This window comes from Aquipseudomonas guryensis (assembly GCF_014164785.1).
In the GTDB taxonomy this organism is placed as follows: Bacteria; Pseudomonadota; Gammaproteobacteria; order Pseudomonadales; family Pseudomonadaceae; genus Aquipseudomonas; species Aquipseudomonas guryensis.
Genome location: NZ_JACJFN010000001.1, coordinates 93,297 through 118,222, shown reverse-complemented (window position 1 = coordinate 118,222; position 24,926 = coordinate 93,297). Strand labels below are relative to the sequence as shown.

Sequence of the window (24,926 nt, the reverse complement as noted above, 5' to 3'; positions counted from 1 at the left end):
GTGACCGTTTGGAGGCGGCCTCGGTGGATAAGCAGAGTGTTATCCACCCTACAAGGCTGGCTCTGACAAGTACGGAGAAAAATGTGATGGATAGCGAGCGAACCGCTGTGAGGCAAGGAGCCCGAGCGCAGAAACCGCAGTGAACTGGAGTTCATGAGGATTTCGAGCACCGCGTGACGCCGCATCGCAGCGGTGCAGCCGCTATCGGTACATTTTTTAGCCGCAGAGGCAGTTGCGGCCCTGCTGCTTGGCCTGATATAGCGCGCTGTCAGCCCGCGCGATCAGGCTTTCCAGGCTGTCCTGCGGCTTCATCGGCGCCATGCCGATGGATACGGTGACGCCCGGCAGAATGCCAACCGGCGAATAGAACGAGGAGACCTGCTCAAGGCTCTGACGCAGGCGCTCGCCGATGCTGCGGGCTTCCTCCACGTCGATTTCCGGCAGCAGGATGACGAACTCTTCGCCGCCGTAACGCGCCATGCTGTCCTTCGGCCGCAGTTGGTTGCGCAGGGTGTGGGCCACCAGGCACAGGGCGTAATCGCCGGCGAGATGGCCGTGCTGGTCGTTGTAGGCCTTGAAGTGGTCGACATCCAGCATGAGCATGCACAGTGCCTGGCCATTGAAGGCGCAACGGGTGCTTTCGCGGGTATACACATGCTCCAGCCAGCGCCGGTTGAAACAGCCGGTGAGGGTATCGAGGTTGGCGTTCTGTTCGCTGTCGAGAATGATCCGGTTGCCCTGGCGCACTCGATCGCAGAGCAGTTCCAGCAGGTTCTGCATCAGTTGCGGCGACTGGTTGAACAGGTTGACCAGGGATTCGCGGTGCAGGCGTAGCACCAGGGACGCGGTGGTGGCGACGACGTAGGCGGAGGGGTGGTCGTTGTCGATGAAGCTGATTTCGCCGGCACACTCACCGGGCTGCAGGGTGCTCACCGGTTGATTGTCGAGCGAACCGAGGAAGACCTTGAGTTCGCCTTCGAGCAGCAGATAGAGGTACTGGTTGCGGTTGAACGGCGAAAGCAGCACTTCGCCGGCCTCCAATTCGCAGGCGCGAAACTCCCTGAGCAACTGGTCGAGGCTGCTGGAGGCGACATTCTGGAACAGTCGCACATGTTGCAGTTGCAGCGGGTCGGGCTGCCAGCGGGCGTTTTTCATGGCCGGGCTGTCAGTGATCCAACGCTGTGATAAGGCGGCTGGGCATCGCAAACGCTTCCTATCGTTAACACGAACACCAGCCTCGACCTTATGACTGAGTCGGTCGAGAAACAATCCCGCTGGTCAGCATTGGCGACCAGCGGTTACGTGGCGAAATGAACGATAGAACGGCCGCCCACACTTGTGCAGCGGCCGCCTGGGTCAGGCGTCGTGGTGCAGACGATGACGCACGGCAAAACCTGCCAATCGCTCTGCAATGGCCTGCTGCAATGAGTCATCGCACTGCGGACTATGGATGTGGGCGACCTGGCCGAGCTGGTCGTCGCTCAGTACTTCGACGCGAATATTGCCGCCCAGGTCGGCCAGTACGCTCTCATAGACCCGACGAATGGCATCGAAGCGCAAGGCCGGCTTGAAGGTCTTGCCGACCGGGGTAACCGGGATGGCGTCGATGATCCACACGTCCTTGGGTACTGCCGCACGTTCCGGAATATGCGCGGCGGCGTGGCTGAGCAGCTCCGCTTCGCTGACGCTCTGTCCGGGCTTGAGCTGCACATAGACCACCGGCAGTTCACCGGCTTTCTCGTCCGGCTTGCCGACCGCCGCTGCCAGGGCCACCGCCGGGTGCTTGTGCAGGGCTTCCTCGATCATCTGCGGATCGATGTTGTGGCCGCCACGGATGATCAGGTCCTTGCTGCGCCCGGTCAGCCAGACGTAGCCGTCGGCGTCCAGGCGGCCGAGGTCGCCGGTGTTGAACCAGTCACCGTCGACCCAGATGCCGGCATTCTTGCTCGCCTGCAGGTAGCCCTTGAACACGGTGGCGCCGCGGATGCACAGGTTGCCGATCTCGTTCTGCGCGGCGTCGCGCAGGTAGTTGCCCTGCTCGTCGAGGACCTTGATCGCCACCTCGCAGTAGGGCATGCGCAGGCCGATGGAGCCAGCGCGGCGCTCGCCGCCGATGGGGTTGGCGCAGCTGCCGCAGGTGCCTTCGGTGAGACCGTAGCCTTCGAGCAGGGTTAGACCGGTCTTGGCCTCGAACTGGCGGATCAGCTCCATCGGCATGGGTGCCGCACCGCACAGCGCATAACGCAGGCTGGACAGGTCATGGCCCTCGCTAGGCACTTGCAACAGACCGGCATAGATGGTTGGTACGCCGCTGAAGAAGCTGACCTTGTAGCGCTCGATAATGCCCCAGAAATCGGCCATCAGCGCCGTGTTGCGGTAGCCCTGCGGGGTGGCCAGCAATACTTCGGCACCACTGTAGAAGGCGGTCAGGCCGGTGACGATCACGCCGTTGACGTGGAACAGTGGCAGGCCGCAGAGGGCCACATCGCCGGGACCGAAGCGGGTGACGAAAGCCATGCTGCAGGCCATCGCCACTTCGTTGCGATGGCTGTGCGGGGCCAGCTTGGGCGTGCCGGTGGTGCCACCGGTGTGGAAGTAGCTGGCGATGTCGTCGGGCTGGAACTGCCGGCTGCTTTCCAGGTGGTCGGCTGGGCAGGCGGCGATCAGCTCATCGAAGTCCAGCACGCCCTGCGGCAGGCCGCCGCGTTGCGCTTTCAGCGCGCTGCGCTGCGGCTCGGGCAGCAGGTTGGCCATGTCCACGCAGATCACCGCCTTGAGATTGGGCAGCTGGCCGCGCAGGGCCTCGACCTTGGCCCACAGGTCGGTGCCGGGGAAGGGCGCCAGGGTCACCAGCAGCTCGGAGTCGGAGGCGTGAATCAGCTCGGCGATATGTTCGGCGTCGAGCAGTGGGTTGATCGCGTTGACGATGCCGGCCGCCTCGCCGCCCCATATGGTGAAGTGGGTCTGCGGCAGGTTGGGCAGCAGGAACGACACCGCCTTGCCCGGACGCAGGCCGAGGCGGTGAAAGGCGTTGGCGGTCTGGGTGATCTTTCCCAGCAGCTCGCTGTAGTTCAGTCGATAGGCTTGCTCGTCGGCCGTGCCCTGAAGGATGAAACTCAGGGCTGGGGCCTGCGGATGGCGCGCCGCGCTGCGCTGGATCAGCTCGTAGGTGCTGGCCGGCAGGTCGCGGGCGGCCAGCGGGGTCTGCTCGATCAGTTCGATGTCGGCCAGCGAGCGGATGACAGGGGCTGCGGTCATTGTTGTTCTCTCTATATCAGCGGTTCAGGTGCGCGATCAGCCAGGCGCCGATATCGCGGATTTCCTCATGGATGACTTCGTGGCCCATCGGGTAGGCCTTCCACTCCACCGGCACGCCCAGCGCACTCAGCTGCTCGAAGGCGGCGCGGCCCATGGACGGGATCACCACATCGTCAACGCTGCCATGCAAACACAGCGCCGGCAGTTGCAATTTTGTATCTGCCAACTGCAGGTCGTCGCCGAAGGTGGGGGCGTAGGTGGAGAGGGCCAGTACGCCACCCAGCGGCCCCTGCCAGCGCAGGTAGGCAGTATGGAAAACCACGGCGCCGCCCTGGGAGAAACCGGCGAGGAAGATCCGCTGCGGGTCGATGCCGCTGTCGCGCTGTTGCTCGATCAGATCGATCAGGCTCTGCGCCGAGGTTTCCAGCTGCTCCTTGTTGATCGCCCGGGCCGGGCTCATGGCCAGGATGTCGTACCAGCTGGGCATCAGGTAGCCACCATTGATGGTGACCGCGCGGGTTGGCGCCTGCGGCATGACGAAGCGCGTGCTGTGCAGCGTCTGCTGCAGCATCTCGGCTACCGGCAGGAAGTCGTAACGGTCGGCGCCCAGGCCGTGTAACCAGATGACGCACGCGTCGGCGGTGTGTGTGGGTTCCAGGATCAGTGGTTCGCTCATGGCGGCTCCAGTGCTGTGCAATCGCCTCATTGTGGTGCGTGGCGATTTTGCGCGTATTGATGGATTAATTAAGAAGATGTCGCACAGAGAAAAGTTTTGCTCTTGACCCGTTTTTATCGCGTCTCATTTGCCACGTTGGTATGCACCTTGCTCTGTGTAATCGATCTGGTAAGGCGGCAGCCTGTCGTCGAGCCAGGTATTTGCAGTGTCTCAAGTCCGTATGACCTACGGCACTGGGTGAGGAATTCGCCGGTATCGCTATCGGCATCTAGACTCACTCCAGGTTCGCACCCCGGTTGATCCTGCCATGGTGGCGGGATCGAACGTGCCTCACAAGGGTACGGCGGCAGGACCGAGACTCCGATCCAATAAGAACATTTGGAGGTTTGAATGAAGATGGTGAAATCCACCCTGGCGGTATTGACCACGGCTGCAGTACTTGGCGTGAGCGGTTTCGCGCAAGCCGGTGCCACCCTGGATGCGGTGCAGAAGAAAGGCTTCGTGCAATGCGGTATCAGCGATGGTTTGCCAGGTTTCTCCTATGCCGACGCCAAGGGTAATTACCTGGGTATCGACGTGGACGTCTGCCGCGCCGTAGCAGCTGCCGTGTTTGGCGATGCCTCCAAAGTGAAATTCAGCCCGCTGACCGCCAAGGAGCGCTTCACCGCGCTGCAATCCGGTGAAGTGGACATCCTTTCGCGCAACACCACCTGGACCAGTTCGCGTGATGCGGCCATGGGTCTGAACTTTACCGGCGTGACCTACTACGACGGCCAGGGTTTCCTGGTGAACAAGAAGGTCGGCGTTTCCAGCGCCAAGGAACTGGACGGGGCCACCGTGTGCATCCAGGCCGGTACCACCACCGAGCTGAACCTGGCTGACTACTTCCGTGCCAATGGCCTGAAGTACACCCCGATCACTTACGACACCTCCGACGAAAGCGCCAAGTCGCTGGAGTCCGGTCGTTGCGACGTACTGACCTCCGACCAGTCCCAGCTGTATGCCCAGCGCATCAAGCTGGCCGCGCCGGACGACTACGTGGTACTGCCGGAAGTGATCTCCAAGGAGCCGCTCGGCCCATCCGTACGTCAGGGTGACGAGGAGTGGTTCGACATCGTGCGCTGGAGCCTTTACGCACAGCTGAACGCCGAGGAACTGGGCGTGACTTCGGCCAACGTCGAAGAAATGGCCAAGTCCACCAAGAACCCCGACATCGCCCGTCTGCTGGGCGCCGAGGGTGATTTCGGCAAGGATCTGAAACTGCCGAAGGACTGGGCTGTGCAGATCGTCAAGCAGGTTGGTAACTACGGTGAAATCTTCGATCGCAACGTCGGTGCCGGCAGCGAGCTGAAGATCGAGCGTGGTCTCAATGCCCTGTGGAACAAAGGTGGCATGCAGTACGCACCGCCGGTGCGCTGACCCCCTTGGCCATCGCCCCGCTGCGGGGCGATGGTGTTCCTGATTTCATGAACTCCGCGCCGCGGTCTATGGGTGCGGAGTTTCAATGAGGGCCGTTATGCAAAATATCGCCAACAATTCGCGCCCGCGCGGTTCGGTCTGGACCGACCCCCAGGTGCGCGCTTGGGCTTTCCAGATTATTGCCGTGATCGCCGTCGTGGCGCTCGGCTGGTACCTGTTCCACAACACCCAGAGCAACCTGGCCCAGCGCGGAATCATCTCCGGCTTCGGCTTTCTCGATAACAGCGCCGGCTTCGGCATCTCCCAGCACCTGATCGACTACAGCGAAAGCGACACCTACGGGCGCGTATTCGTCATCGGTCTGCTCAACACCTTGCTGGTCTCGGTAGTCGGCATCTTCTTCGCCACCTTGCTCGGTTTCATCCTCGGCGTGGCACGGCTGTCGCCGAACTGGCTGATCAGCAAGCTGGCGACTATCTACATCGAGACCTTCCGCAACATCCCGCCGCTGCTGCAGATCTTCTTCTGGTACTTCGCCGTGCTGCTGCCGCTGCCGGGGCCGAAGCAGAGCTTGAACATCGGTGACACCTTCTTCCTCAGCAACCGCGGCCTGAATATGCCGTCGCCGAATGCGGCGGAAGGTTACTGGCCGTTCATCATCGCGTTGGTGCTGGCGGTGGTTGCGGTGATTGTGCTGGCACGTTGGGCGCGTCAGCGTTTTGAGGCCACCGGCCAGCCGTTCCACACGGTGTACGTGTCGCTGGCGATTCTGCTGCTGGTGCCGGGGCTGAGTGTCCTGGTGTTCGGTGATCCCTTCCACTGGACGGTGCCGCAACTCACGGGCTTCAACTTCCGTGGCGGCTGGGTGGTGATCCCCGAGCTAATGGCGCTGACCCTGGCGCTGACCATCTACACCGCGGCCTTCATCGCCGAGAACGTGCGCTCCGGGATTCAGGCCGTCAGCCACGGGCAGACCGAAGCGGCGCGCTCGCTGGGCCTGCAGCCGACCGTGACCCTGCGCAAGGTGATCATTCCCCAGGCGCTGCGGGTGATCATTCCGCCGCTGACCAGCCAGTACCTCAACCTGGCGAAGAACTCCTCGCTGGCGGCCGGTATCGGCTACCCGGACATGGTCTCGCTGTTCGCCGGCACGGTGCTCAACCAGACCGGCCAGGCCATCGAAGCGATTGCCATCACCATGAGTGTCTATCTGGCCATCAGCATCAGCATTTCCATGCTGATGAACTGGTACAACAAGCGCATCGCGCTGGTCGAGCGGTAAGGAGCAGCCATGCAGACCCATACGTTCAAACCCGATCTGCCGCCACCCGCAATGAGCGTGGGCGTGCTCGGCTGGTTGCGCAGCAACCTGTTCTCCAACTGGTTCAACAGCCTGTTGACCCTGCTGGCCATCTACCTGGTCTGGCTGATCATCCCGCCGCTGCTGCAGTGGGCATTCATCGAGGCCGACTGGACCGGCACCAGCCGTACCGACTGCACCAGCGAGGGCGCCTGCTGGGTGTTCATCAAGGAGCGCTTCAGCCAGTTCATGTACGGCTTCTACCCGGAAGAACTGCGCTGGCGGGTCGACCTGACCCTGTGGCTGGCGGTGATCGGCGCCGCGCCGCTGTTCGTGCCGATGATGCCGCGCAAGGCCATCTACGGCCTGATCTTCCTGGTGGTCTACCCGCTGCTGGCCTTCTGGCTGTTGCACGGCGGCTTCTTCGGCCTCAGCGAAGTGGAAACCAGCCAGTGGGGCGGCCTGATGCTGACCCTGGTGATCGCTGCAGTGGGCATCAGCGGCGCGTTGCCGCTGGGCATCCTGCTGGCCCTCGGGCGGCGTTCGGATATGCCGGCGATCCGCGTGATCTGCGTGACCTTCATCGAGTTCTGGCGCGGGGTTCCGCTGATCACCGTACTGTTCATGTCCTCGGTGATGTTGCCGCTGTTCCTGCCGGAAGGCATGCACTTCGACAAGCTGATGCGCGCGCTGATCGGCGTGATCCTGTTCCAGTCCGCCTATATCGCCGAAGTGGTGCGCGGTGGCCTGCAGGCCATTCCCAAGGGCCAGTACGAGGCCGCTGCGGCCATGGGCCTGGGCTACTGGCGGATGATGGGCCTGGTGATCTTGCCGCAAGCCCTGAAGCTGGTGATCCCCGGCATCGTCAACACCTTCATTGCGCTGTTCAAGGACACCAGCCTGGTGATCATCATCGGCCTGTTCGACCTGCTCAACAGTATCAAGCAAGCCACCACCGACCCGGCCTGGCTGGGTATGGCCACCGAAGGCTATGTCTTCGCCGCCCTGGTGTTCTGGATTTTCTGTTTCGGCATGTCCCGCTACTCCATGCATCTGGAGAGGAAGCTGGACACCGGCCACAAACGTTAGGAGCTGTTCAGTATTTGCTGCGCGTCGGCCAGGCTGCGTTGAAAACACTCTCGGAATGCTCATGTACAAACGTACATTCCGCTTCCTCAACTGTTTTCGCCTTGCCTGGCTCTAGCTCGCTAAATCCTGAATCAGCTCCCCGGAGGAGTGAATTATGAGTGAAGCAATCAAGCAAACCAGCGCCGAGCCGATGATCCTGCTGCAGGGCGTGAACAAGTGGTACGGCCAGTTCCACGTGCTCAAGGACATCAACCTCAGCGTGCAGCCGGGCGAGCGTATCGTCCTCTGCGGCCCGTCGGGTTCCGGCAAGTCGACCACCATTCGTTGCATCAACCGCCTGGAAGAACACCAGCAGGGGCGCATCGTGGTCGATGGCACCGAGCTGACCCACGACCTCAAGCAGATCGAGGCGGTGCGTCGTGAAGTGGGCATGGTGTTCCAGCACTTCAACCTGTTCCCGCACCTGACTGTGCTGCAGAACTGCACCCTGGCGCCAATGTGGGTGCGCAAGATGCCCCGTCGCCAGGCCGAGGAAATTGCCATGCACTTTCTTGAGCGTGTGCGCATTCCCGAGCAGGCCAACAAGTTCCCCGGCCAGCTCTCTGGCGGCCAGCAGCAGCGCGTGGCGATTGCCCGCGCGCTGTGCATGAAGCCGAAGATCATGCTGTTCGACGAGCCGACCTCGGCCCTCGATCCGGAAATGGTCAAGGAAGTGCTGGATACCATGGTCAGCCTGGCCGAAGACGGTATGACCATGCTCTGCGTGACCCACGAGATGGGCTTCGCCCGCACCGTGGCGAACCGGGTGATCTTCATGGACAAAGGCGAGATCGTCGAACAGGGCGAGCCGAACAGCTTCTTCACCAACCCGCAGAACGAGCGGACCAAGCTGTTCCTTAGCCAGATCCTGCACTGAGGTTCACGGCAAGACGAAAAAGGGAGCCTACGGGCTCCCTTTTTTTTGCCTGAAACGCAGCCTCTATCCGTCGCCGCAGGAGCCAGCTTGCTGGCGATCCCCGCGTTCATGGTGCGGGCTGATCGACAGCATGCTGGTTCCTACAGGGGTTAGTGCGTGCTGGCTGGGTGATGCGTCAGGCGCTTGCGAAAGGCGCCGGGCGTCTCGCCGCAGAGCTGCTTGAACAGCTTGGCGAAAGTGGCGCGATCGGCATAGCCGACCTGGGCAGCGACCTGCTCCAGCGAGCGCGCCGGATTGCGCAGGGCGCTCTGCGCCGCGCTGATGCGCAGGCGCTGCAGGTAGTCGTTGGGCGTCAGCCCGGTGGCGGCCTTGAAACGGCGCAGCAGGGTGCGGGTCGAGCAGTTGGCCTGTTGCGCCAGGCACTGCAGGTCGATGGCCTGGGCGTGGTGTTGCTGCAGCCAGCGCAGCAGCGGAGTAATCAGCCCGTCGTCTTGCAGCGGCTCCGGCAGCAGCGGGGCAAAGCGCGACTGCCGCCCACGGCCGCGCTCGAACACCAGTGCGCCGGCCACCCGCTCGGCCAGCCAGTCGCCGCCATGCCAGGCGATCAGGTGCAGACACAGGTCCAGCCCGGCCTGTGCGCCGCCGGAGCAGAAGCGGTTACCATCCTCGGTGAACAGTTCATCGACCTGCAGGTTGACCCGCGGGAAGCGCTGGCGAAAAGCGCCGGCCAGGGACCAGTGGGTGGTGGCGCGGCGGCCGTCGAGCACCCCGGCGGCCGCCAGCAGGCAGGCGCTGCTGCACAGGCTGGCCAGCTGCTGGCTGGCCGGGCGCGCGGGCAGCCAGGCGAGCAGCTCGGGGTTGCCCGTCAGGGTGCGCTCGATGGCGCTGCCGGTGGCGGGGATCAGCAGCAGGTCGGCGTCATCGGCCCGGCGCAGATCGCCCTCCACGCGCAGCCGGGCGAAGCCGATCTCGACCGGCTGGCCGTCCGCGCTGAGCCGGCTCACCTCGAACAGGCGCTCCCCGGCCAGCCGGTTGGCCAGGTGAAAGGCGTCGTCGGCCATGCTCAGGCTGGACAGCACGGTTTGCGGGCAGACATACAGGGCGATGCGGATCATGGGGGCCGGGTCGATCTGGGAAGGATTGGCTATTATGGACACAAAGTTGGCGATGCCGCCAATCGCCGTTTGGCGGATCAGCGGCAATACTCTGTGCAGTCCCCCTCACGGAGCAGCCCCATGGCCCACCCCAATGCCGAACTGATCAGCCGTTTCTACCAGGCCTTCCAGCAGCTGGACGCCGAGACCATGGCCGCCTGCTACGCCGCGGATGTGCAGTTCAGCGACCCGGCGTTTCAAGACCTGCGCGGCCGCGATGCCGGCGACATGTGGCGCATGCTGGCGGCGCGGGCGCAGCACTTCTCCCTGACCTTCGACAGCGTGCAGGCCGATGACCAGCAGGGCAGTGCGCGCTGGGTGGCGACCTACCTGTTCAGCAAGACCGGCAATACCGTGGTCAACCATATCCAGGCCCACTTCCGTTTCGAAGGCGGCAAGATCGTCGAGCACCGCGACAGCTTCGACCTGTGGCGCTGGGCCCGTCAGGCGCTCGGCATCCAGGGCCTGCTGCTGGGCTGGACGCCGCTGGTGCAGGGCGCGATCCGCAAGCAGGCCATGGCCGGGCTGCGCGCCTGGCAGGCGGCCCATGGAGTGACGTAAGCTCGGCGCCTCGTTGTCCGTTTGCCGAGCCATGACCGATCTTTCCGCATCCCCCAGCAAAGCCTGGTTCGTCTACCTGGTGCGCGCCGTCAATGGCGCCCTGTACTGCGGCATCAGCGACGACCCGCAGCGGCGCTTCACCCAGCACTGCAGCGGCAAGGGCGCGCGCTTCTTTCATTCCAGTCCGGCGCAGGCGCTGGTTTATGTGGAAGCCTGTGCGGACAAGGGCGCAGCCCTGCGCCGCGAACGGGCGATCAAGGGTCTGGCCAAGGTCGCCAAGGAGCGCCTGGTGCTGGGGGCTACTATGGAAAAAACTGATAGCTGACTATCAGTCTCAGCGGGTAGGCCGCCGGCCGCCCCGGGGTTAAGCTGCTGCTTCATTGCCACCGACGCGGAGCCCGTCATGCACGAGTTGATCCTGCACCATTACCCGACCTCGCCATTCGCCGAAAAGAGCCGCCTGTTGCTGGGCTTCAAGCAGTTGTCCTGGCGCTCGGTGATGATTCCCGCGGTGATGCCCAAACCCGATCTGCTGGCCCTGACCGGCGGCTACCGCAAGACCCCGGTGCTGCAGGTCGGCGCCGACATCTATTGCGACACCGCGCTGATCGCCCGCCGCCTGGAGGCCGAAAAAGCCACCCCGGCGCTGTTCCCGGAAGGCCGCGAGTTCGTCGCCGCCAGCTTCGCCCAGTGGGTCGATTCGGTGGTGTTCCAGCATGCGGTGAGCCTGGTGTTCCAGCCGGAGTCCATCGCCCTGCGTTTCGCCAAGCTGCCGCCGGAAGCCGTGAAGGCCTTTATCGCCGACCGTGCCGGGCTGTTCAGTGGCGGCAGCGCCAGCCGTCTGCCGGCGGAAGTCGCCCGGCACAACTGGCCGGGCATCATGGCCCGTGTCGAGCAGCAGCTGGCACGCGAGGAGGGCGACTTCCTGTTCGGCGAGCCGTCGATTGCCGACTTCTCCCTGGCCCACTGCCTGTGGTTCCTCAAGGCCACCCCGGTAACTGCGCCATTGGTCGACGCCTACCCGAATGTCAGCGCCTGGCTCGGCCGCGTGCTGGGTTTTGGCCACGGTGCGTCCAGCGCCCTGAGCGCCGAAGAGGCCATCGAGATCGCCCGTGCGGCGACACCGGCAGCCCTGCCGGATGAGGCCTTTATCGAACCCAATGGCCTGCAGGCCGGGCAGCAGGTGAAGATCGCCGCCACCGATTACGGGGTCGACCCGGTCGAGGGCGAGCTGCTGTTTGCCGGCGTCGAGGAGCTGATCCTGCGCCGCGAAGACGAGCGTGCCGGCGTGGTGCATGTGCACTTCCCGCGGTTGGGCTTTCGTATCGAAGCGGTCTGATAGGGCGCTCGTCCTTTGATGGGCGCACTGACCCTGTAGGAGCCAGCTTGCTGGCGATGCGCAGACAGTGGCCCGCTAATCGCCAGCAAGCTGGCTCCTACAAAAGCGTGTGCGCAGTGGTGGATGAGAAGCGTCATCCACCCTACGGAGCCTTTGCCACCATGCCTAGTCGGCGGCGTCCAGGTCGCTGGCGCTGAACGGCGGCGGGCTGTCCGGCCAGGCCAGTTGCAGGCGTTCCAGTTCGCGGGCCAACAGGCTGGCTACCAGCCAGTCGCGCAGCCAGCGGTGGTCGGAGGGCAGCACATACCAGGGCGCCTCCGGCGTATGGCTGGCCGCCAGCAGGTCACTCCAGCGCTGCTGGCGCAGGGCGTATTCGCGGTAGGCCTGCAGATCGCTGTTGTGCAGCTTCCAGCGTTTTTCCGGACGCTCTAGGCGGCTGAGCAGGCGACGTTTCTGTTCCTCGCGGGATATCTGCAGGTAGCACTTCAGCGGGTGCAGCTGCTGCGCCGGCCATTCGTGCTCGAACCCCAGCAGTTCCTGCAGGCGTTGCGGTACGTCAGCCTCGCTGCACAGGCCATCCAGCGGGTCACAGATCAGCGCTTCGTAATGGCTGCGGTTGAATACGCCGAGCAGTCCCGGCTGTGGCAGGCGCTGGCGGTAGCGCTGCAGAAAATGCTGGGGCCGCTCGGTTTCATCCGGCTGGTGAAAGCCATGCAGGCTGATGCCTTGCGGGTCGAAGGCGCTGATCACCTTGCGGATCACCCCGTCCTTGCCCGAGCAGTCAGGGCCTTGCAGCACCAGCAGCAAGGCGTGCTGTCGATTGGCCCAGAGCCTGCGCTGCTGCTCGTTGAGCCAGGGCTTGAGGCCAGCCATGGCCTGTTGGGCGGCGTCCTTGCTCAGGCCGAAGTCGCGCGCCGGGTCGCCCGCCAGCGGTGCCTGCACATTGCACAGACAGGCGTCGAGGATGGCATCCGCCAGGCGCATGGGCTCAGCCCTTGCGGCGCTTGAGCTGGTCCTTCAGCTGGGTCGGCAGCTGGCGGATGATCAGCATGTCGCGCGCCTCGTCGTATTCGATGGCCGAGCCCAGCAGGTGCGACTCGAAGCTGATCGACAGGCCCTCGGCACGCCCGGTGAAGCGGCGGAACTGGCTGAGTGTGCGCTTGTCCGCCGGAAATTCCGGGGCCATGCCGTAGTCCTTGTTGCGGATGTGATCAAAGAAGGCGCGCGGGCGGTCTTCATCGATCAGTCCGGACAGTTCGTCGAGGGTGATCGGCTCGCCGATCTTGGCCTGGCTGGTGGCGTAGTCGACCAGGGTATCGGTCTTGGCGCGGGCCTGTTCTTCCGGCAGATCCTCGCTCTCGACGAAATCGCTGAAGGCCTTGAGCAGGGTGCGCGTCTCGCTTGGCGCATCGACGCCTTCCTGGCAGCCGATGAAGTCGCGGAAGTAGTCCGAGACCTTTTTGCCATTCTTGCCCTTGATGAACGAGATGTACTGCTTGGACTGCTTGTTGTTCTGCCACTCGCTGATATTGATGCGCGCCGCCAGGTGCAGCTGGCCGAGGTCGAGATGCTTGGCCGGGGCCACGTCCAGTGCCTCGGTCACGGTCACGCCTTCGCTGTGATGCAGCAGGGCGATCGCCAGGTAGTCGGTCATGCCCTGCTGGTAGTGGGCCAGCAGCACGTGGCCGCCGGTGGCCAGGTTGGATTCCTCCATCAGCTTCTGCAGCTGCTCCACCGCCTGGCGACTGAAGGCGGTGAAGTCCTTCTCGCCATCCAGGTACTGCTTGAGCCAACCGCTGAACGGGTAGGCCCCGGACTCCTCGTGGAACAGCCCCCAGGCCTTGCCTTGCTTGGCGTTGTAGCTCTCGTTGAGATCGGCCAGGAGGTTCTCCATGGCCTGCGAGCTGCTCAGCTCGCTGTCGCGGGCGTGCAGCACGGCGGGGGTGCCGTCGGGCTTCTTGTCGATCAGGTGGACGATGCAGTGGCGGATCGGCATGGCTTCTGTCTTCAGGTGGTTCGCTGGGGGCGGTGGTGCAGCGCCACGCAGAGGGCGCTGTGAGAGGGGCAAAGTCTACCTGACAACGCCGCCAGCTCCATCTGCAACGCTGCACAGGCGTGCATGAGATCTGCTGAATGGTGGCTATTTGCTGGCATTTGTCGGTCATCTTCAGTGATTTATCACAATCTTCAAGAAAAAAACCGTCACAAGCCGCGCATGCTCGGCGATCAGGGTCTAGCGTCTGTAGCGTCCACACGACGCAGTAAAGGGACGTTGCGTGGCGGTGCCACAAGCACTGCCGCACCCATAAAGCTCCAAATATGGATTGGAGAAATACACATGCAGAACACGATCATGAATCGCCGTCTGATGTTCGGCTCGCTGTTGGCCACCCTGGCCATGCCTGCCCTCGCCGCTCAAGACAAACAGGCCCCGCAGTTGTTCGAGGAGTTATGGAGCCCGACGCGCATGGGCCCCCAGGAGTGTCGTGGCGCTGCGTTGCAAACGTCGCCATTGCTGCTGCCTCGTTGCATGCAGGCAGACCGAACCAGCGTCCACCTACAGATGCTCAACGACATCGCCCTGGCCAACGGTGGCAATCGCGCCGCTGGGCTGCCGGGCTATCAGCGCTCGCTGGATTACATCCAGTCGACGCTGGAAAGTGCCGGCTACACGGTCACTCGGCAGATGTTCCCGTTCAGCGCGTTCTACCCCCAGGGGCCAGGTCTGCTGGAGACCGTGGCGCCTACGCCAGGGCAGTTCGAGTGGGAGGTGGATTTCACCTACCTGTCGCAGACCGATGCCGGTGATGTGACGGCGGCAGCGGCGGCGGTGGATATCGCCCTGGGTGCCGGCAACCTCTCCAGCAGTGGCTGTGAGGCCGAGGATTTCGTCGGCTTCCCGGCGGGTGCCATCGCCTTGCTGCAGCGCGGTAGCTGCAATTTCCAGATCAAGGCGGAGAACGCCGCAGCTGCCGGGGCCACGGGGGTGATCATCTTCAACCAGGGTGACACCGAGGAGCGCAAGGGCCTGATCAATGCGACCCTGGGCGACGCCTATGCCGGTGGCATTCCCGTGCTGTTCGCCACCTATGACCTGGGGGTGAGCCTGGCGCAGACCGCTGACGTGCAAGTGCGCATGCTCACCGATGTGGTACGCGAGCGCACCCAGACCTACAACCTGATCGCCGAAAGTCGCCGTGGTAATCCGGACAACGTGGTGATGGCCGGTGCCCACCTGGATTCGGTGTTCGAGGGCGCGGGTATCAACGACAACGGCTCGGGCAGTGCCGCCTTGCTGGAACTGGCGGTGCAGATGCGCAAGGCCAAGCCGCAGAACAAGCTGCGTTTCGCCTGGTGGGGCGCCGAGGAGTCGGGGCTGGTGGGCTCGACCTACTATGTCGAGCAGTTGCCGGCCGAGCAGAAGACGAAGATCAAGGCCTACCTGAACTTCGACATGATCGCATCGCCCAACTTCGGCTACTTCATTTATGACGGCGACGGTTCGTCCTTCGGCCTGCAAGGCCCGCCCGGCTCGGCAGCAGTGGAACGCCTGTTCGAGAAGTACTACCGGCTGCGCGGTCTGCCGTTCGAGGGTGACGAAATCACCTTCCGTTCCGACTACGCCCAGTTCTTCACCGATGGCATCGCCTTCGGCGGGCTGTTCACCGGTGCCGAGGAGCTGAAGACCGAGGAGCAGGCCGCGCGTTACGGCGGCACCGCCGGAGTCGCCCTGGACCCCTGCTACCACGCCGCTTGCGATGACACGAACAACATCGACCTGCGTGCCCTGGAGGTCAATGGTGATGCCATGGCCTTTGTCACCAGTTGGCTGGCGCTCTCCACCAAGGTTGTCGACGACGAGATCGCGGCCGCTGCGGCGGGCCAGGGGCTGAAGCGTAGCGTTCAGGCGTACGACATCACCCATTGGGGCAAGCACTGGATCAAGTGATCCGCCTCGTTTAAGCAACCCCGCCTGGGCATGCCCAGGCGGGGTTTGTTTTTATTCGGCGGGGAGGCTGCGGCGCTGCACGGCCTGCAGGCGCTCGATCATGTAGCGCAGGTGCATGTGCAGCTCGTACAGCTCGCTGGAATAGGACAGTGGCACCTCGACCCGTGCCAGATCGTCTTCCAGTTTTTCCAGGCGCGCAATTTCCTCGGCGATATCACTTGGCAGGTCACCCTTGTACAGCAACTGGTCGATTTCGCGCAGGTGCTTGTACCAGCGGTAGATACGCGCGCGGATACGCCACTGGTAGATCGGCCCGATGGCCTTGAACAGCGGGAACAGCAGCACCAGCAAGGGGATGGCGAGGATGATGTAGCGGTCGGCCAGCGAAGCGATGCGAAACGGCAGGTAGCGCTGCAGGATCGGCAGGCCCTTGTCGTAGTAGTAATCGGCCTCGGCCAGGGTGTTCAGCGACAGTGGCGGCTTGGCCGGGTAGCTGCCGGCCGGGTCGAGCAGGCTGCCGTTTTTCAGCACGGTCTTGGCCGCTTCGAGGATCAGCGGGGTCAGCGAGGGATGGAATTCCTCGCCGGCCACCAGGGTGGCCACCGGACCGAGGGTGACGATGTCGCGGTCCGGGGTGTTCTGCGCCATGTCGAGCATGCCTTCGCCGACTTCCAGCTGGCTCAGGTAGGGCAGGCGCGCCAGATAGGCCTCGGTACGCCGCAGGCTGACCAGGCGCAGCTTGGGCTCGGCGGCCAGGCGTTGGATCAGCGGGTTCTCGGCCGGGCCGACGAAGAAGGCGGCGTCCAACTGGCCGGCGATCAGCGCATCGGCGGCGCGGCTGCCGCCCAGTTGCTGCCAGCGTTTGGGGTATTGCGCCGGTTCGATGCGATTGGCTTTGAACAGGGCGGCGGTTACCGCCTGGGTGCCGCTGTCGGCGGAACCGATGGCCAGGCGCAGCTTGGTCAGATCGGCCAGGCGCTGGAACTGCACCTTGCGCCCGGTGAACAGCCACAGTGGCTCGCGGTACATCACGCCGAGTCCGGTGAGCTTGGCCCGCGCCTCGTCAGGGAGGTTCAATTCCTGGCCGCTCTGCACCAGGGCCAACTCCACTTCACCTTGGCCGAGCTTGGCCAGGTTGTCCTCGGAGCCCTGGCTTTCCACCAGTTCCAGAGTAAAACCCTGCTGCTCCAGTTCGGCTTGCAGGCGCTCGGCGAAGGCGTGGTAACCACCGCCCACCGCGCCGGTGGCCATCCGCGCATGCATGGGCGGTGGCGGGGCGACGAAGTAGAACAATGCGCCGATCAGACCGGCCAGCACCGGCACGATCCACAGGTTGGCCAACAGCATGATTTTCAGGTCGCGGAGAATGCGGCGCATGGTCTGTCCTTGTCATTACCTCGGCTGAGGATAGCCGGGATGCGCGCCGCGCTCACCCCTTGGCATGTGCTTCTGGGCCGCTGTTCAGCTGTTCAACTGCGCAGCGGCAAGGCTGCGCGCTTCTCGCGCCAGTAACCGAACAGCGCCAGCCCGCCCAGCAGGCCGAGCGCGTACAGCGCCTCAACGCCCAATGCCAGCAGTACCAGGGCGCAGAGCAGGCTGCTGAAGCCCGCCAGCCAGCGCCACACGCCGCGCAGCAGTACCCAGCCGGCGGCCATGCTGAGCAGGTAGACCAGGATGAAGTTGCCGTTGGCGTAGCGGATCAGGTCGTCCACCGACAGTTGCAGCACGCCGGCCAGAGCCGCGCACAGGGCGCAGATCAGCACCACCAGCAGCAAGGCCGGGCCGGGCACGCCGTGGCGGTTGAGGCGAGCCAGCGGCTGCGGCAGCTTGCCTTCGTCGGCCAGACTCCAGATCAGCCGGGCGAAGCCCTGCACATAGACGTTCATCGAGGCGAAGCAGGCCAGGTAACCGACCAGCGCCACCAGCACGCGGGCCTGGTCGCCCAGCAACTGATCCATCAGGCGTGGCAGCGAGGCGGCGTCGCTGTGCACGTCGCCATACACGCCGAAGCTCAGCACCGCCACCGAGAACGCCCAGTACACCAGACCGGCCAGCAGCACGCCGAGCAGCAGCGCCAGGGGGAAGTCGCGCTGCGGGTTTTTGAATTCCTCGCCCAGGTGGGTGAAGGCCTCGATGCCGACGAAGCACCAGAACATTACCCCCAGCGCCGCCGGGATCAGCTGCCAGGAGCCGTCGATATCCGGCAGCAGCGGCTGGCTGGCCAGCGGCAACTCGCCGACCCACCAGACCAGCGCCACGGTCCCGATGATGGCCAGGGCGATCAACCCCTGAATGAAGCCCGAGGCCCTGGCCGGGCGCTGGCCGAGCAGGAGCATGGCGCCGAGGGTGGCGAGCTGAATCAGCAGGGCTTCGCCGCGGCCGATCGGCAGCAAGGCCTGCCAGAAACCGGTGGCGATATTCAGCGCCGCTGGCAGACCGACCGGCAGTACGGCGAGAAACAGAAAGGCGATCAACCGCTCCATGCGCGCACCGAAGGCCCGGCCGATCAGGTGCGGCGCACCGCCGGCATGGGGAAAGCGCTTGCCCAGCTGGGCGAAAGTGAAGGCCACCGGCAGCACCAGGACGATCAGGATCAGCCAGGCCCACAGCGAGGCCTGACCGGCGGCGGTGGCGGCCAACGCTGGCACCACGAAGATGCCCGTGCCGAGCAGCGAAGTGCTGAGCAGCCCGATGCCCTGCAGCAGGCTCAGTTCCTTGTTCAAGCGGCTCATGTTGTATGCTCGCGACTGTTTTCCGATCCCGCCATGGTAAGCAGGCGGCGCCGTGCAGGTTGCCGCCGATCACCGGCAAAGTGGCGGAATGCACCGTCAAACTGCCTGCTTGAGAATTGCCTTGGACAAGTTCGATCATCAGATTCTCGCCCTGCTGCGCGAAGACGCCCGCACCTCCGTCAGCCAGATCGCCCGCGAGGTCAACCTGTCGCGTTCGGCGGTGGGCGAGCGGATTCGCCAACTGGAGCAGGGCGGGGTGATCCGCGGCTACCACGCGTGTGTGGTGGAGCCTGAGGGCGCTGCGGTGAAGGCCTTCCTCGAACTCTTCTATACCAACGGCCGTTGCCAGGACTACGTCGAGCGCATGCGCGTCCATCCGGAGATCCGCCAGTGCTGTGGCATCAGCGGCGAGACCGACATGCTGGTGCAGGTCGAGGCGGCGAGCATGGCGCGGCTCTCCGAAATTCGCGGCGAGATAGAAAACTATCCTGGCATGCAGCGGGTGAAAACGCACATGGTGGTGCAGGAGTGGGCGATGTAGGGCTGCCTGCCGGACACAGCAGCGGTGCGGCCTATTCGAACAGCGGCAGCTTGGAGTCGGGCGCGGCTTGCGGGATTTCATACTTGCCCGCCTGCAGGTCGCGGAAGTAGGCATCGTAGCGACCGCTGTCGCGGTAACTCTGCAGGCGGCGGTTGAAGCGTTCCAGCAGGGCCTGGCTGCCTGCCAGTTGCTTGGGCAGCATCAGGTAGCTGAGGTTGTTCAGCAGCGGCTGGGGATGATGGGTCACGCGGGCGACATCGGCCGCGCTGAAGTGTTTGCGCAGCGAGGCGTAGCCGACGTTGAGTTCCTGCGGGTAGAGGGCCACGCGCTCCTTGAGCAGTTTCTCGAAATTCTGCCGGTCGCTGGAGACCCGCTCCATCTTCACCGTGCCCTTGCTCAGGAAGCTGTCGAACGCCTCTCCATAGCTGTACTCCAGGCCGCCGCCCAGACGCATGCCGTCCAGGTCGCTGAAGCTATGCCAGTCGAAGGGCTGGCTTCTCAGGTGGAAGAATACGAACTGTTCGTTGAGCAGCGGGGCACTGAACAGGAAGTCGGCCTCGCGTTCGCTCTTGTGCATCCACACGGCGCTGGCGTCGAAACGGCCGGCAGCGGCGGCGGCATAGGCACGCGGCCAGGGCAGGAACTGGAAGTTGACCCGGTAGCCTTCGTCGGCGAACAGGTCGCTGATCAGGTGGGCAATGACCCCGCCATGCTTGAGTTCGGCGGACAGGTAGGGTGGCCAGTCACCGACGCTGATGCGCAGTTCCTCTGGGGGTTGCGCCTGGGCCAGCGGGCTGCACAGCAGAACCAGTACGGCTAATAGTTGCTTGCAGTTCATCGGTGCCTCATACGACGGGTTGCGCCGGTTCTTGTCCAGAATAGCTGCAACAGTGCGTGGGTTGGCGTTCTATGTGCGCAGCCCATGAGCCGGATCAAGTATTTCCAGACGGATGCGTCCGCGGCCCAGTTCGATCAGTTGTTCGCTGACCTGCTGCAGGTTGGCCAGCGGCAGGCTCAGTTGGCAATCGGCGCCCTCGGCATCGAAGCTTTCCCGCTCGATACTGGCTTGCCATTTGCCCAGGCGAGCCTTGACCCGCTCCAGCTCGGCGAAGGGGATATGGCAGCGCGCCTGGATACGCGCCACCAGGGCAATCCGTTGGCCGCCCTGCAGGCATTTCGCCGCGCTGCCGCCATAGGCGCGGGCCAGGCCGCCGGTGCCGAGCTGGATGCCGCCGTACCAGCGGATCACCAGCACCACCATCTGGTCGCAATCCTGCCCTTCGATGGCCGCGAGGATCGGCCGGCCCGCCGTGCCGCTGGGTTCGCCATCGTCGCTGAAACGGTACTGCTGGCCACACTTGAAGGCCCAGCAGTTATGCGAGGCATTCAGGTCACTGTGCTGCTGGATAAAGGCCAGCGCCTCATCGGCTCTGGCGATTGGCGCAGCCAGGGCAAGGAAGCGGCTCTTGCGGATTTCCTCGCGGTACTCGCAGACGCCCTGCAGGCTGAACGGCATGCCTTAGCCCGCCGTGCGCAGCCAGGCCGCACGTTGCTCGGGGCTGTGGAAGGTCCAGGCGACGAAGCGGCTCTGCTTGTTGCCCTGGGCCATGTCTAGGCAGCGCACCTCCACAGCCCCGACCTTCTTCAGCAGGTTCTCGGCATAGGGCACATTGCTGGCCTTGGACACCAGGCTGCTGAACCACAGCACCTGGCCGGCGAAGGCGGCGCTTTCGGCGATCATGCGCTTGAGGAAGCTGGCCTCGCCGCCGGTACACCAGAGCTCGGCGCTCTGCCCGCCGAAGTTGAGTTCCGGCAGCTTGCGCTTGGGGTCGAGTTTGCCGAGGTTCTTCCACTTGCGCCGACTGCCGCTGGCGGCTTCCTCGGCGTTGGCGTGGAAGGGCGGGTTGCACAGGGTCAGGGCGAAGCGCTCGCCGTCCTGCAGCAGGCTCTTGAAGATCTGCCCGCGCTGCAGTTGCTGGCGCAGGGCAATGGCGCCGTCCAGGCCATTGGCCTGGATGATGGCGCGGGCCGAGGCCAGGGCCGTGTCGTCGATGTCCGAACCGAGGAAGTGCCAGCCATAGTCGCTATGGCCGAGCAACGGGTAGATGCAGCTGGCGCCGGTGCCGATGTCCAGCGCGCGGATCGCCGCGCCGCGCGGAATCTCACCCTGGTTGTCGCTGGCCAGCAGGTCGGCCAGGCCGTGTACGTAGTCAGCGCGGCCAGGGATCGGCGGGCACAGGTAGCCCGGCGGAATGTCCCAGTGCTGCAGGCCGTACAGCTGGCGCAGCAGCGCGCGGTTGAAGACCCGCACCGCCTCGGGGTTGGCGAAGTCGATGCTCTGCTTGCCGTAGGGGTTGAGGATGACAAACTCGGCCAGCTCCGGGCTGGCCTCTATCAGCCGGGGGAAGTCGTAGCGGCCCTGGTGGCGGTTGCGTGGGTGCAGCAGCGCCGGGCTGCTGGGCGTGACGGCTGGCGTGGTGTTCTCGGGCATGACGGATAATTCGGCGAGCGGGGGTGGGCATTGTCCCACAAGATCGCGGAGCCTGAGCCCCATACCCGTCGTGGGCCGGCTAGTGTAGGAGCCAGCTTGCTGGCGATCTTGCCAAACCATGACGCATTGATCGCCAGCAAGCTGGCCCCTACAACAAGCGACAAAGGCTACTTCCAGCCCATCTGCCAGCGCGCGCCATCCTGCAGCGCCTGCCAGTCCAGGCGCTCGCTGCGCTGGGTGAGTACGGCCTGCAGTTCGACCTGCAACACCGTGCCTTCCTCGTCGCAGATCAGCTCGCTGACCAGGAAGTGCTTCTCGCGGTTCTGCGGTTGGCGCGCGGTCCATTTCGACAGCAGCAGTTTGCGCGGATTGAGGCGTAGTTTGCCGCTCACTGGCGATGCTCCAACAGGCGGCGGGCCGCTTCCTGGCCACTCAGCCAGGCACCTTCCACTCGCCCGGACAGGCACCAGTCGCCACAGGCGTACAGGCCAAGATCGGCATCGGCCAGGGCTCCCCACTCATGGCCGCTGGCCGGTCGCGCGTAGAGCCAGCGATGGGCCAGGCTGAAGCTCGGGGCGGGCAGCGGGCAGCCGATCATCTCGGCGAAGGCGCCATGCAGTTGCTCGATCACCGCTTCCTTGTCCAGGTCCAAGTGCTGCTTGCTCCAGCTGCTGCTGGCGTGCAGCACCCAGCTGTCGAGCTGGCCGTCGCGGCCGGGCTTGCTGCGGTTGCGTGCCACCCAGTCAAGCGCACTGCCCTGGGCGAAGCAGCCTTCGACGCGAGTCTCCAGTGGTGTGGCGAAAGCCAGGGCGACTGCCCAGGTGGGTTCCATGATCACGCTGGCAGCGGCGCTTGCCAGTTTCGGCGCGGCGCTGAGCAGGCCGGTGGCCTGCGGGGCCGGCGTAGCGACGATCACGCTGCTGAACGGGCCGTGGCTCTGGCCCTCGGCATCGAGCAGGGTCCAGTGCTGCTCACCATGGAACACCTCGGTGATACGGCAGGAAAAGTGCACCGGCAGGGCGCCGAGCAAGGCGCGGGTGATGGCGCTCATGCGTGGCGTGCCGACCCAGCGCACCTGTTCATCGGGGGAGGGCAGCAGGCCTTTTTCGTTGTAGTGGTAGAGCTCGGGGGCCCACTCGGCGACCCAGCCGCGGGCCTGCCATTGCTGTACCACTTCGACGAAGCGGCGATCGCGGGCGGTAAAGTATTGCGCGCCGAGGTCGAGCGAGCCGGCATCGCTGCGCTTGCTGGCCATGCGCCCGCCGCTGCCGCGGCTCTTGTCGAATAGTTGAACTTCCAGTCCGGCGGCATGCAGCGCCTGAGCGGCGGAGAGTCCCGCCAGGCCGGTACCGATGATGGCGATGGGTGCGTTCATGGTCTACCTCGTGTCCTTTGTGACAGGCTACGCTCTAGACTAATGCTGTACAAATATAATTGCTTGTACAGCTTTTATCGGTTCCAATCGTAAGCCTGTTGAAACTGCGACGTTGCAACGCGGCGGACAAGGCACGCGTTAGCGTCATAATTCAGACTAGGGTGAGACTGGTGGTTAACGCCATGCGAGGACGATGCCATGCACATCTTGCTGACCGGCGGTACAGGTTTGATCGGTCGTGCGCTCTGTCGCCTGTGGTTGGGCCAGGGCCATCAGCTGACCGTATGGAGCCGCACGCCTGACCGGGTGCCCGACTTGTGCGGGGCGCCGGTGCGAGGCATCGGTCGCCTTGAGGACTACGGTGACGGCCCGCTGGATGCGGTGATCAACCTGGCTGGCGCGCCAATCGCCGACCGGCCCTGGACGCACAAGCGCAAGGCGCTGCTGTGGGCCAGTCGGGTGACTTTGACCGAGCAACTGCTGGCCTGGCTGCAAGGGCGCGCGCAGCGGCCGCAGGTACTGCTGTCCGGCTCTGCAGTGGGCTGGTACGGCGATGGTGGTGAGCGCGAACTGGACGAAGACAGCGCGCCGGTAGTGGAGGATTTCGCCGCGCAATTGTGCGGCGCCTGGGAAGAAACTGCCCTGCGCGCCGAGGAGCTGGGCATCCGCGTGGTGCTGCTTCGTACCGGTCTGGTGCTGGCGGTCGATGGTGGTTTTCTCAAGCGCCTGTTGCTGCCGTTCCAGCTGGGCCTGGGCGGGCCAATCGGCAACGGGCGGCAGTGGATGCCGTGGATTCACCTGCAGGATCAAATCGGCCTGATCGATTTTCTCTTGCAGCACCCCGACGCCCGCGGTCCCTATAATGCCTGCGCGCCGCAGCCAGTGCGGAACAAGGCCTTCGCCCAGGCGCTCGGTCGCGCCCTGCATCGCCCGGCGCTGTTGCCGCTGCCGGGGTTGTTATTGAAAGTCGGCCTGGGCGAACTGTCCGGGCTGTTGCTCGGCGGGCAGAAGGCCTTGCCGCAACGGGCATTGGCCGCCGGCTACGCATTCCGTTTTACCGCTATCGATACGGCCCTGGCCGCTCTCTTTAAGGACGCTGCATGACAGATCATGCCCTGCTGTTGGTCAACCTGGGTTCGCCTGCCTCCACTTCGGTGGCCGATGTGCGGCGCTACCTCAACCAGTTCCTCATGGACCCCTATGTCATCGATCTGCCCTGGCCATTGCGTCGTCTGATCGTGTCGCTGATCCTGCTCAAGCGCCCGGCGCAGTCGGCGCATGCCTATGCCTCGATCTGGTGGCCGGAAGGCTCGCCGCTGGTGGTGCTCAGCCAGCGCCTGCAACGGGCGATCACCCCGCTGTGGCAGCACGGCCCGGTGGAGCTGGCCATGCGCTACGGCCCGCTGTCGATCGAAAAGGCTCTGTTGCGTCTGGCTGGGCAGGGCATCAAGCAGGTGACCCTGGCGCCGCTGTATCCGCAGTTCGCCGACAGCACCACCACCACGGTGATCGAGGAGGCCAAACGGGTGGTGCGTGAGCACAAATTGGCGTTGAAATTTGCCACCCTGACGCCGTTCTATGACCAGCCGGAATACCTCGATGCCCTAGTCGCCAGCGCCCAGCCGCATCTGCAGCAGGGCTTTGATCACCTGCTGCTGAGCTTCCATGGCCTGCCGGAGCGCCACCTGCACAAGCTCGACCCGAGCGGCCATTGCCTGAAAGGTGCCGACTGTTGCAAGAATGCCTCGCCACAGGTGCTCGCCAACTGTTACCGCGCCCAGTGCCTGCGCAGCGCCGAACTGTTCGCCGAGCGCGTCGGGCTCAAGCCAGGGCAGTGGTCGGTGTCCTTCCAGTCGCGCCTGGGCCGTGCCAAGTGGATCGAACCCTATACCGAGGCGCGCCTCGACGAACTGGCCAAGGCCGGGGTGAAAAAACTGCTGGTGATGTGTCCGGCCTTCGTCGCTGACTGCATCGAAACCCTGGAGGAGATCGGCGACCGCGGCCGTGAACAGTTCCAGGAAGCCGGCGGCGAGGAATTGGTGCTGGTGCCCTGCCTGAACGAGCATCCGCAGTGGGTGAGCGCGTTGAAGACGCTCTGCGAGCGAGCGCCGTTGGCGCTGTAAATG

At 64.4% G+C, this 24,926-nt stretch carries 24 protein-coding genes; 11 read left to right on the top strand and 13 right to left on the bottom strand.

Annotation, left to right across the window (positions count from 1 at the left end):
- Positions 1-216: 216 nt before the first annotated feature.
- The 3 genes from H3H45_RS00520 to H3H45_RS00510 all read right to left on the bottom strand — a co-directional run bounded on the left by H3H45_RS00520 (position 217) and on the right by H3H45_RS00510 (position 3,934).
- Complete coding sequence (locus tag H3H45_RS00520; protein ID WP_182831834.1) at positions 217-1,155, bottom strand: GGDEF domain-containing protein; 939 nt, start codon at positions 1,153-1,155, stop codon at positions 217-219.
- Between the two features lie 201 nt (positions 1,156-1,356).
- Positions 1,357-3,258, bottom strand: a complete 1,902-nt coding sequence (locus H3H45_RS00515; RefSeq protein ID WP_182831833.1) for an acyl-CoA synthetase — start codon at positions 3,256-3,258, stop codon at positions 1,357-1,359.
- 16 nt (positions 3,259-3,274) lie between these two features.
- Positions 3,275-3,934, bottom strand: a complete 660-nt coding sequence (locus tag H3H45_RS00510) for an alpha/beta hydrolase (RefSeq protein WP_182831832.1) — start codon at positions 3,932-3,934, stop codon at positions 3,275-3,277.
- 390 nt (positions 3,935-4,324) lie between these two features.
- Between H3H45_RS00510 and H3H45_RS00505 the strand changes: the two genes are divergently transcribed.
- The 4 genes from H3H45_RS00505 (at position 4,325) to H3H45_RS00490 (ending at position 8,658) form a co-directional block, all read left to right on the top strand.
- Positions 4,325-5,353, top strand: coding sequence for an amino acid ABC transporter substrate-binding protein (locus H3H45_RS00505; RefSeq protein WP_182831831.1), 1,029 nt, complete (start codon positions 4,325-4,327; stop codon positions 5,351-5,353).
- A gap of 97 nt (positions 5,354-5,450) precedes the next feature.
- Positions 5,451-6,635 carry an amino acid ABC transporter permease gene (locus H3H45_RS00500; protein WP_182831830.1) on the top strand — a complete coding sequence of 395 codons (1,185 nt, stop codon included), beginning with the start codon at positions 5,451-5,453 and terminating at the stop codon, positions 6,633-6,635.
- A gap of 9 nt (positions 6,636-6,644) precedes the next feature.
- The gene (locus H3H45_RS00495) at positions 6,645-7,742 is read left to right on the top strand and encodes an amino acid ABC transporter permease (RefSeq protein ID WP_182831829.1); all 1,098 of its coding nucleotides are present in this window, start codon (positions 6,645-6,647) and stop codon (positions 7,740-7,742) included.
- 154 nt (positions 7,743-7,896) lie between these two features.
- Positions 7,897-8,658, top strand: coding sequence for an amino acid ABC transporter ATP-binding protein (locus tag H3H45_RS00490; RefSeq protein WP_182831828.1), 762 nt, complete (start codon positions 7,897-7,899; stop codon positions 8,656-8,658).
- 149 nt (positions 8,659-8,807) lie between these two features.
- Here H3H45_RS00490 and H3H45_RS00485 read toward each other — a convergent pair whose 3' ends face one another.
- Positions 8,808-9,773: a GlxA family transcriptional regulator gene (locus H3H45_RS00485; protein WP_182831827.1), complete on the bottom strand. Its 966-nt coding sequence runs from the start codon at positions 9,771-9,773 to the stop codon at positions 8,808-8,810.
- A 120-nt stretch (positions 9,774-9,893) separates the two neighbouring features.
- On the opposite strand from H3H45_RS00485, the gene H3H45_RS00480 reads away from it, so the two are divergent.
- The 3 genes from H3H45_RS00480 (at position 9,894) to H3H45_RS00470 (ending at position 11,712) form a co-directional block, all read left to right on the top strand.
- Positions 9,894-10,373, top strand: coding sequence for a nuclear transport factor 2 family protein (locus H3H45_RS00480; protein WP_182831826.1), 480 nt, complete (start codon positions 9,894-9,896; stop codon positions 10,371-10,373).
- 31 nt (positions 10,374-10,404) lie between these two features.
- Positions 10,405-10,698, top strand: coding sequence for a GIY-YIG nuclease family protein (locus tag H3H45_RS00475; protein WP_182831825.1), 294 nt, complete (start codon positions 10,405-10,407; stop codon positions 10,696-10,698).
- Between the two features lie 78 nt (positions 10,699-10,776).
- A complete protein-coding gene (locus H3H45_RS00470; protein WP_182831824.1) occupies positions 10,777-11,712 on the top strand; it encodes a glutathione S-transferase family protein in 936 nt (311 codons plus the stop codon).
- 165 nt (positions 11,713-11,877) lie between these two features.
- Here H3H45_RS00470 and H3H45_RS00465 read toward each other — a convergent pair whose 3' ends face one another.
- Both H3H45_RS00465 and yejK read right to left on the bottom strand, forming a co-directional pair.
- Positions 11,878-12,696 (bottom strand): polyphosphate kinase 2 family protein, encoded by an 819-nt coding sequence (locus tag H3H45_RS00465; protein WP_182831823.1) that lies wholly within the window; start codon positions 12,694-12,696, stop codon positions 11,878-11,880.
- 4 nt (positions 12,697-12,700) lie between these two features.
- Positions 12,701-13,708: a nucleoid-associated protein YejK gene (yejK, locus tag H3H45_RS00460; RefSeq protein ID WP_182831822.1), complete on the bottom strand. Its 1,008-nt coding sequence runs from the start codon at positions 13,706-13,708 to the stop codon at positions 12,701-12,703.
- Positions 13,709-14,050: 342 nt separating this feature from the next.
- Between yejK and H3H45_RS00455 the strand changes: the two genes are divergently transcribed.
- On the top strand, positions 14,051-15,661 hold the full coding sequence (locus H3H45_RS00455) for a M28 family metallopeptidase (RefSeq protein ID WP_182831821.1): 1,611 nt from the start codon (positions 14,051-14,053) through the stop codon (positions 15,659-15,661).
- A gap of 51 nt (positions 15,662-15,712) precedes the next feature.
- Here the strand turns inward: H3H45_RS00455 and H3H45_RS00450 are convergent, their stop codons facing one another.
- Positions 15,713-17,038 (bottom strand): TAXI family TRAP transporter solute-binding subunit, encoded by a 1,326-nt coding sequence (locus tag H3H45_RS00450; protein ID WP_182831820.1) that lies wholly within the window; start codon positions 17,036-17,038, stop codon positions 15,713-15,715.
- Positions 17,039-17,130: 92 nt separating this feature from the next.
- Positions 17,131-18,393, bottom strand: a complete 1,263-nt coding sequence (gene yjeH / locus H3H45_RS00445; protein ID WP_182831819.1) for an L-methionine/branched-chain amino acid transporter — start codon at positions 18,391-18,393, stop codon at positions 17,131-17,133.
- Between the two features lie 121 nt (positions 18,394-18,514).
- Between yjeH and H3H45_RS00440 the strand changes: the two genes are divergently transcribed.
- Entirely contained in the window at positions 18,515-18,934 is a 420-nt protein-coding gene (locus tag H3H45_RS00440; RefSeq protein WP_182833091.1) for an Lrp/AsnC family transcriptional regulator, read from the top strand.
- Positions 18,935-18,965: 31 nt separating this feature from the next.
- Here H3H45_RS00440 and H3H45_RS00435 read toward each other — a convergent pair whose 3' ends face one another.
- The 5 genes from H3H45_RS00435 to H3H45_RS00415 form a co-directional block, all read right to left on the bottom strand.
- Positions 18,966-19,772 carry a substrate-binding periplasmic protein gene (locus H3H45_RS00435; protein WP_182831818.1) on the bottom strand — a complete coding sequence of 269 codons (807 nt, stop codon included), beginning with the start codon at positions 19,770-19,772 and terminating at the stop codon, positions 18,966-18,968.
- 69 nt (positions 19,773-19,841) lie between these two features.
- A complete protein-coding gene (locus H3H45_RS00430) occupies positions 19,842-20,450 on the bottom strand; it encodes an IMPACT family protein (RefSeq protein WP_182831817.1) in 609 nt (202 codons plus the stop codon).
- A 3-nt stretch (positions 20,451-20,453) separates the two neighbouring features.
- The gene (gene rlmF, locus H3H45_RS00425; RefSeq protein WP_182831816.1) at positions 20,454-21,425 is read right to left on the bottom strand and encodes a 23S rRNA (adenine(1618)-N(6))-methyltransferase RlmF; all 972 of its coding nucleotides are present in this window, start codon (positions 21,423-21,425) and stop codon (positions 20,454-20,456) included.
- A 167-nt stretch (positions 21,426-21,592) separates the two neighbouring features.
- Positions 21,593-21,817 carry a TIGR02450 family Trp-rich protein gene (locus H3H45_RS00420; RefSeq protein WP_182831815.1) on the bottom strand — a complete coding sequence of 75 codons (225 nt, stop codon included), beginning with the start codon at positions 21,815-21,817 and terminating at the stop codon, positions 21,593-21,595.
- Entirely contained in the window at positions 21,814-22,800 is a 987-nt protein-coding gene (locus tag H3H45_RS00415) for an NAD(P)/FAD-dependent oxidoreductase (RefSeq protein WP_182831814.1), read from the bottom strand. The genes H3H45_RS00420 and H3H45_RS00415 overlap by 4 nt, the downstream gene beginning before the upstream one ends.
- A gap of 198 nt (positions 22,801-22,998) precedes the next feature.
- On the opposite strand from H3H45_RS00415, the gene H3H45_RS00410 reads away from it, so the two are divergent.
- A complete protein-coding gene (locus tag H3H45_RS00410; RefSeq protein ID WP_182831813.1) occupies positions 22,999-23,904 on the top strand; it encodes a TIGR01777 family oxidoreductase in 906 nt (301 codons plus the stop codon).
- A complete protein-coding gene (locus tag H3H45_RS00405) occupies positions 23,901-24,923 on the top strand; it encodes a ferrochelatase (RefSeq protein ID WP_182831812.1) in 1,023 nt (340 codons plus the stop codon). The genes H3H45_RS00410 and H3H45_RS00405 overlap by 4 nt, the downstream gene beginning before the upstream one ends.
- The last annotated feature ends 3 nt before the right edge of the window (positions 24,924-24,926 follow it).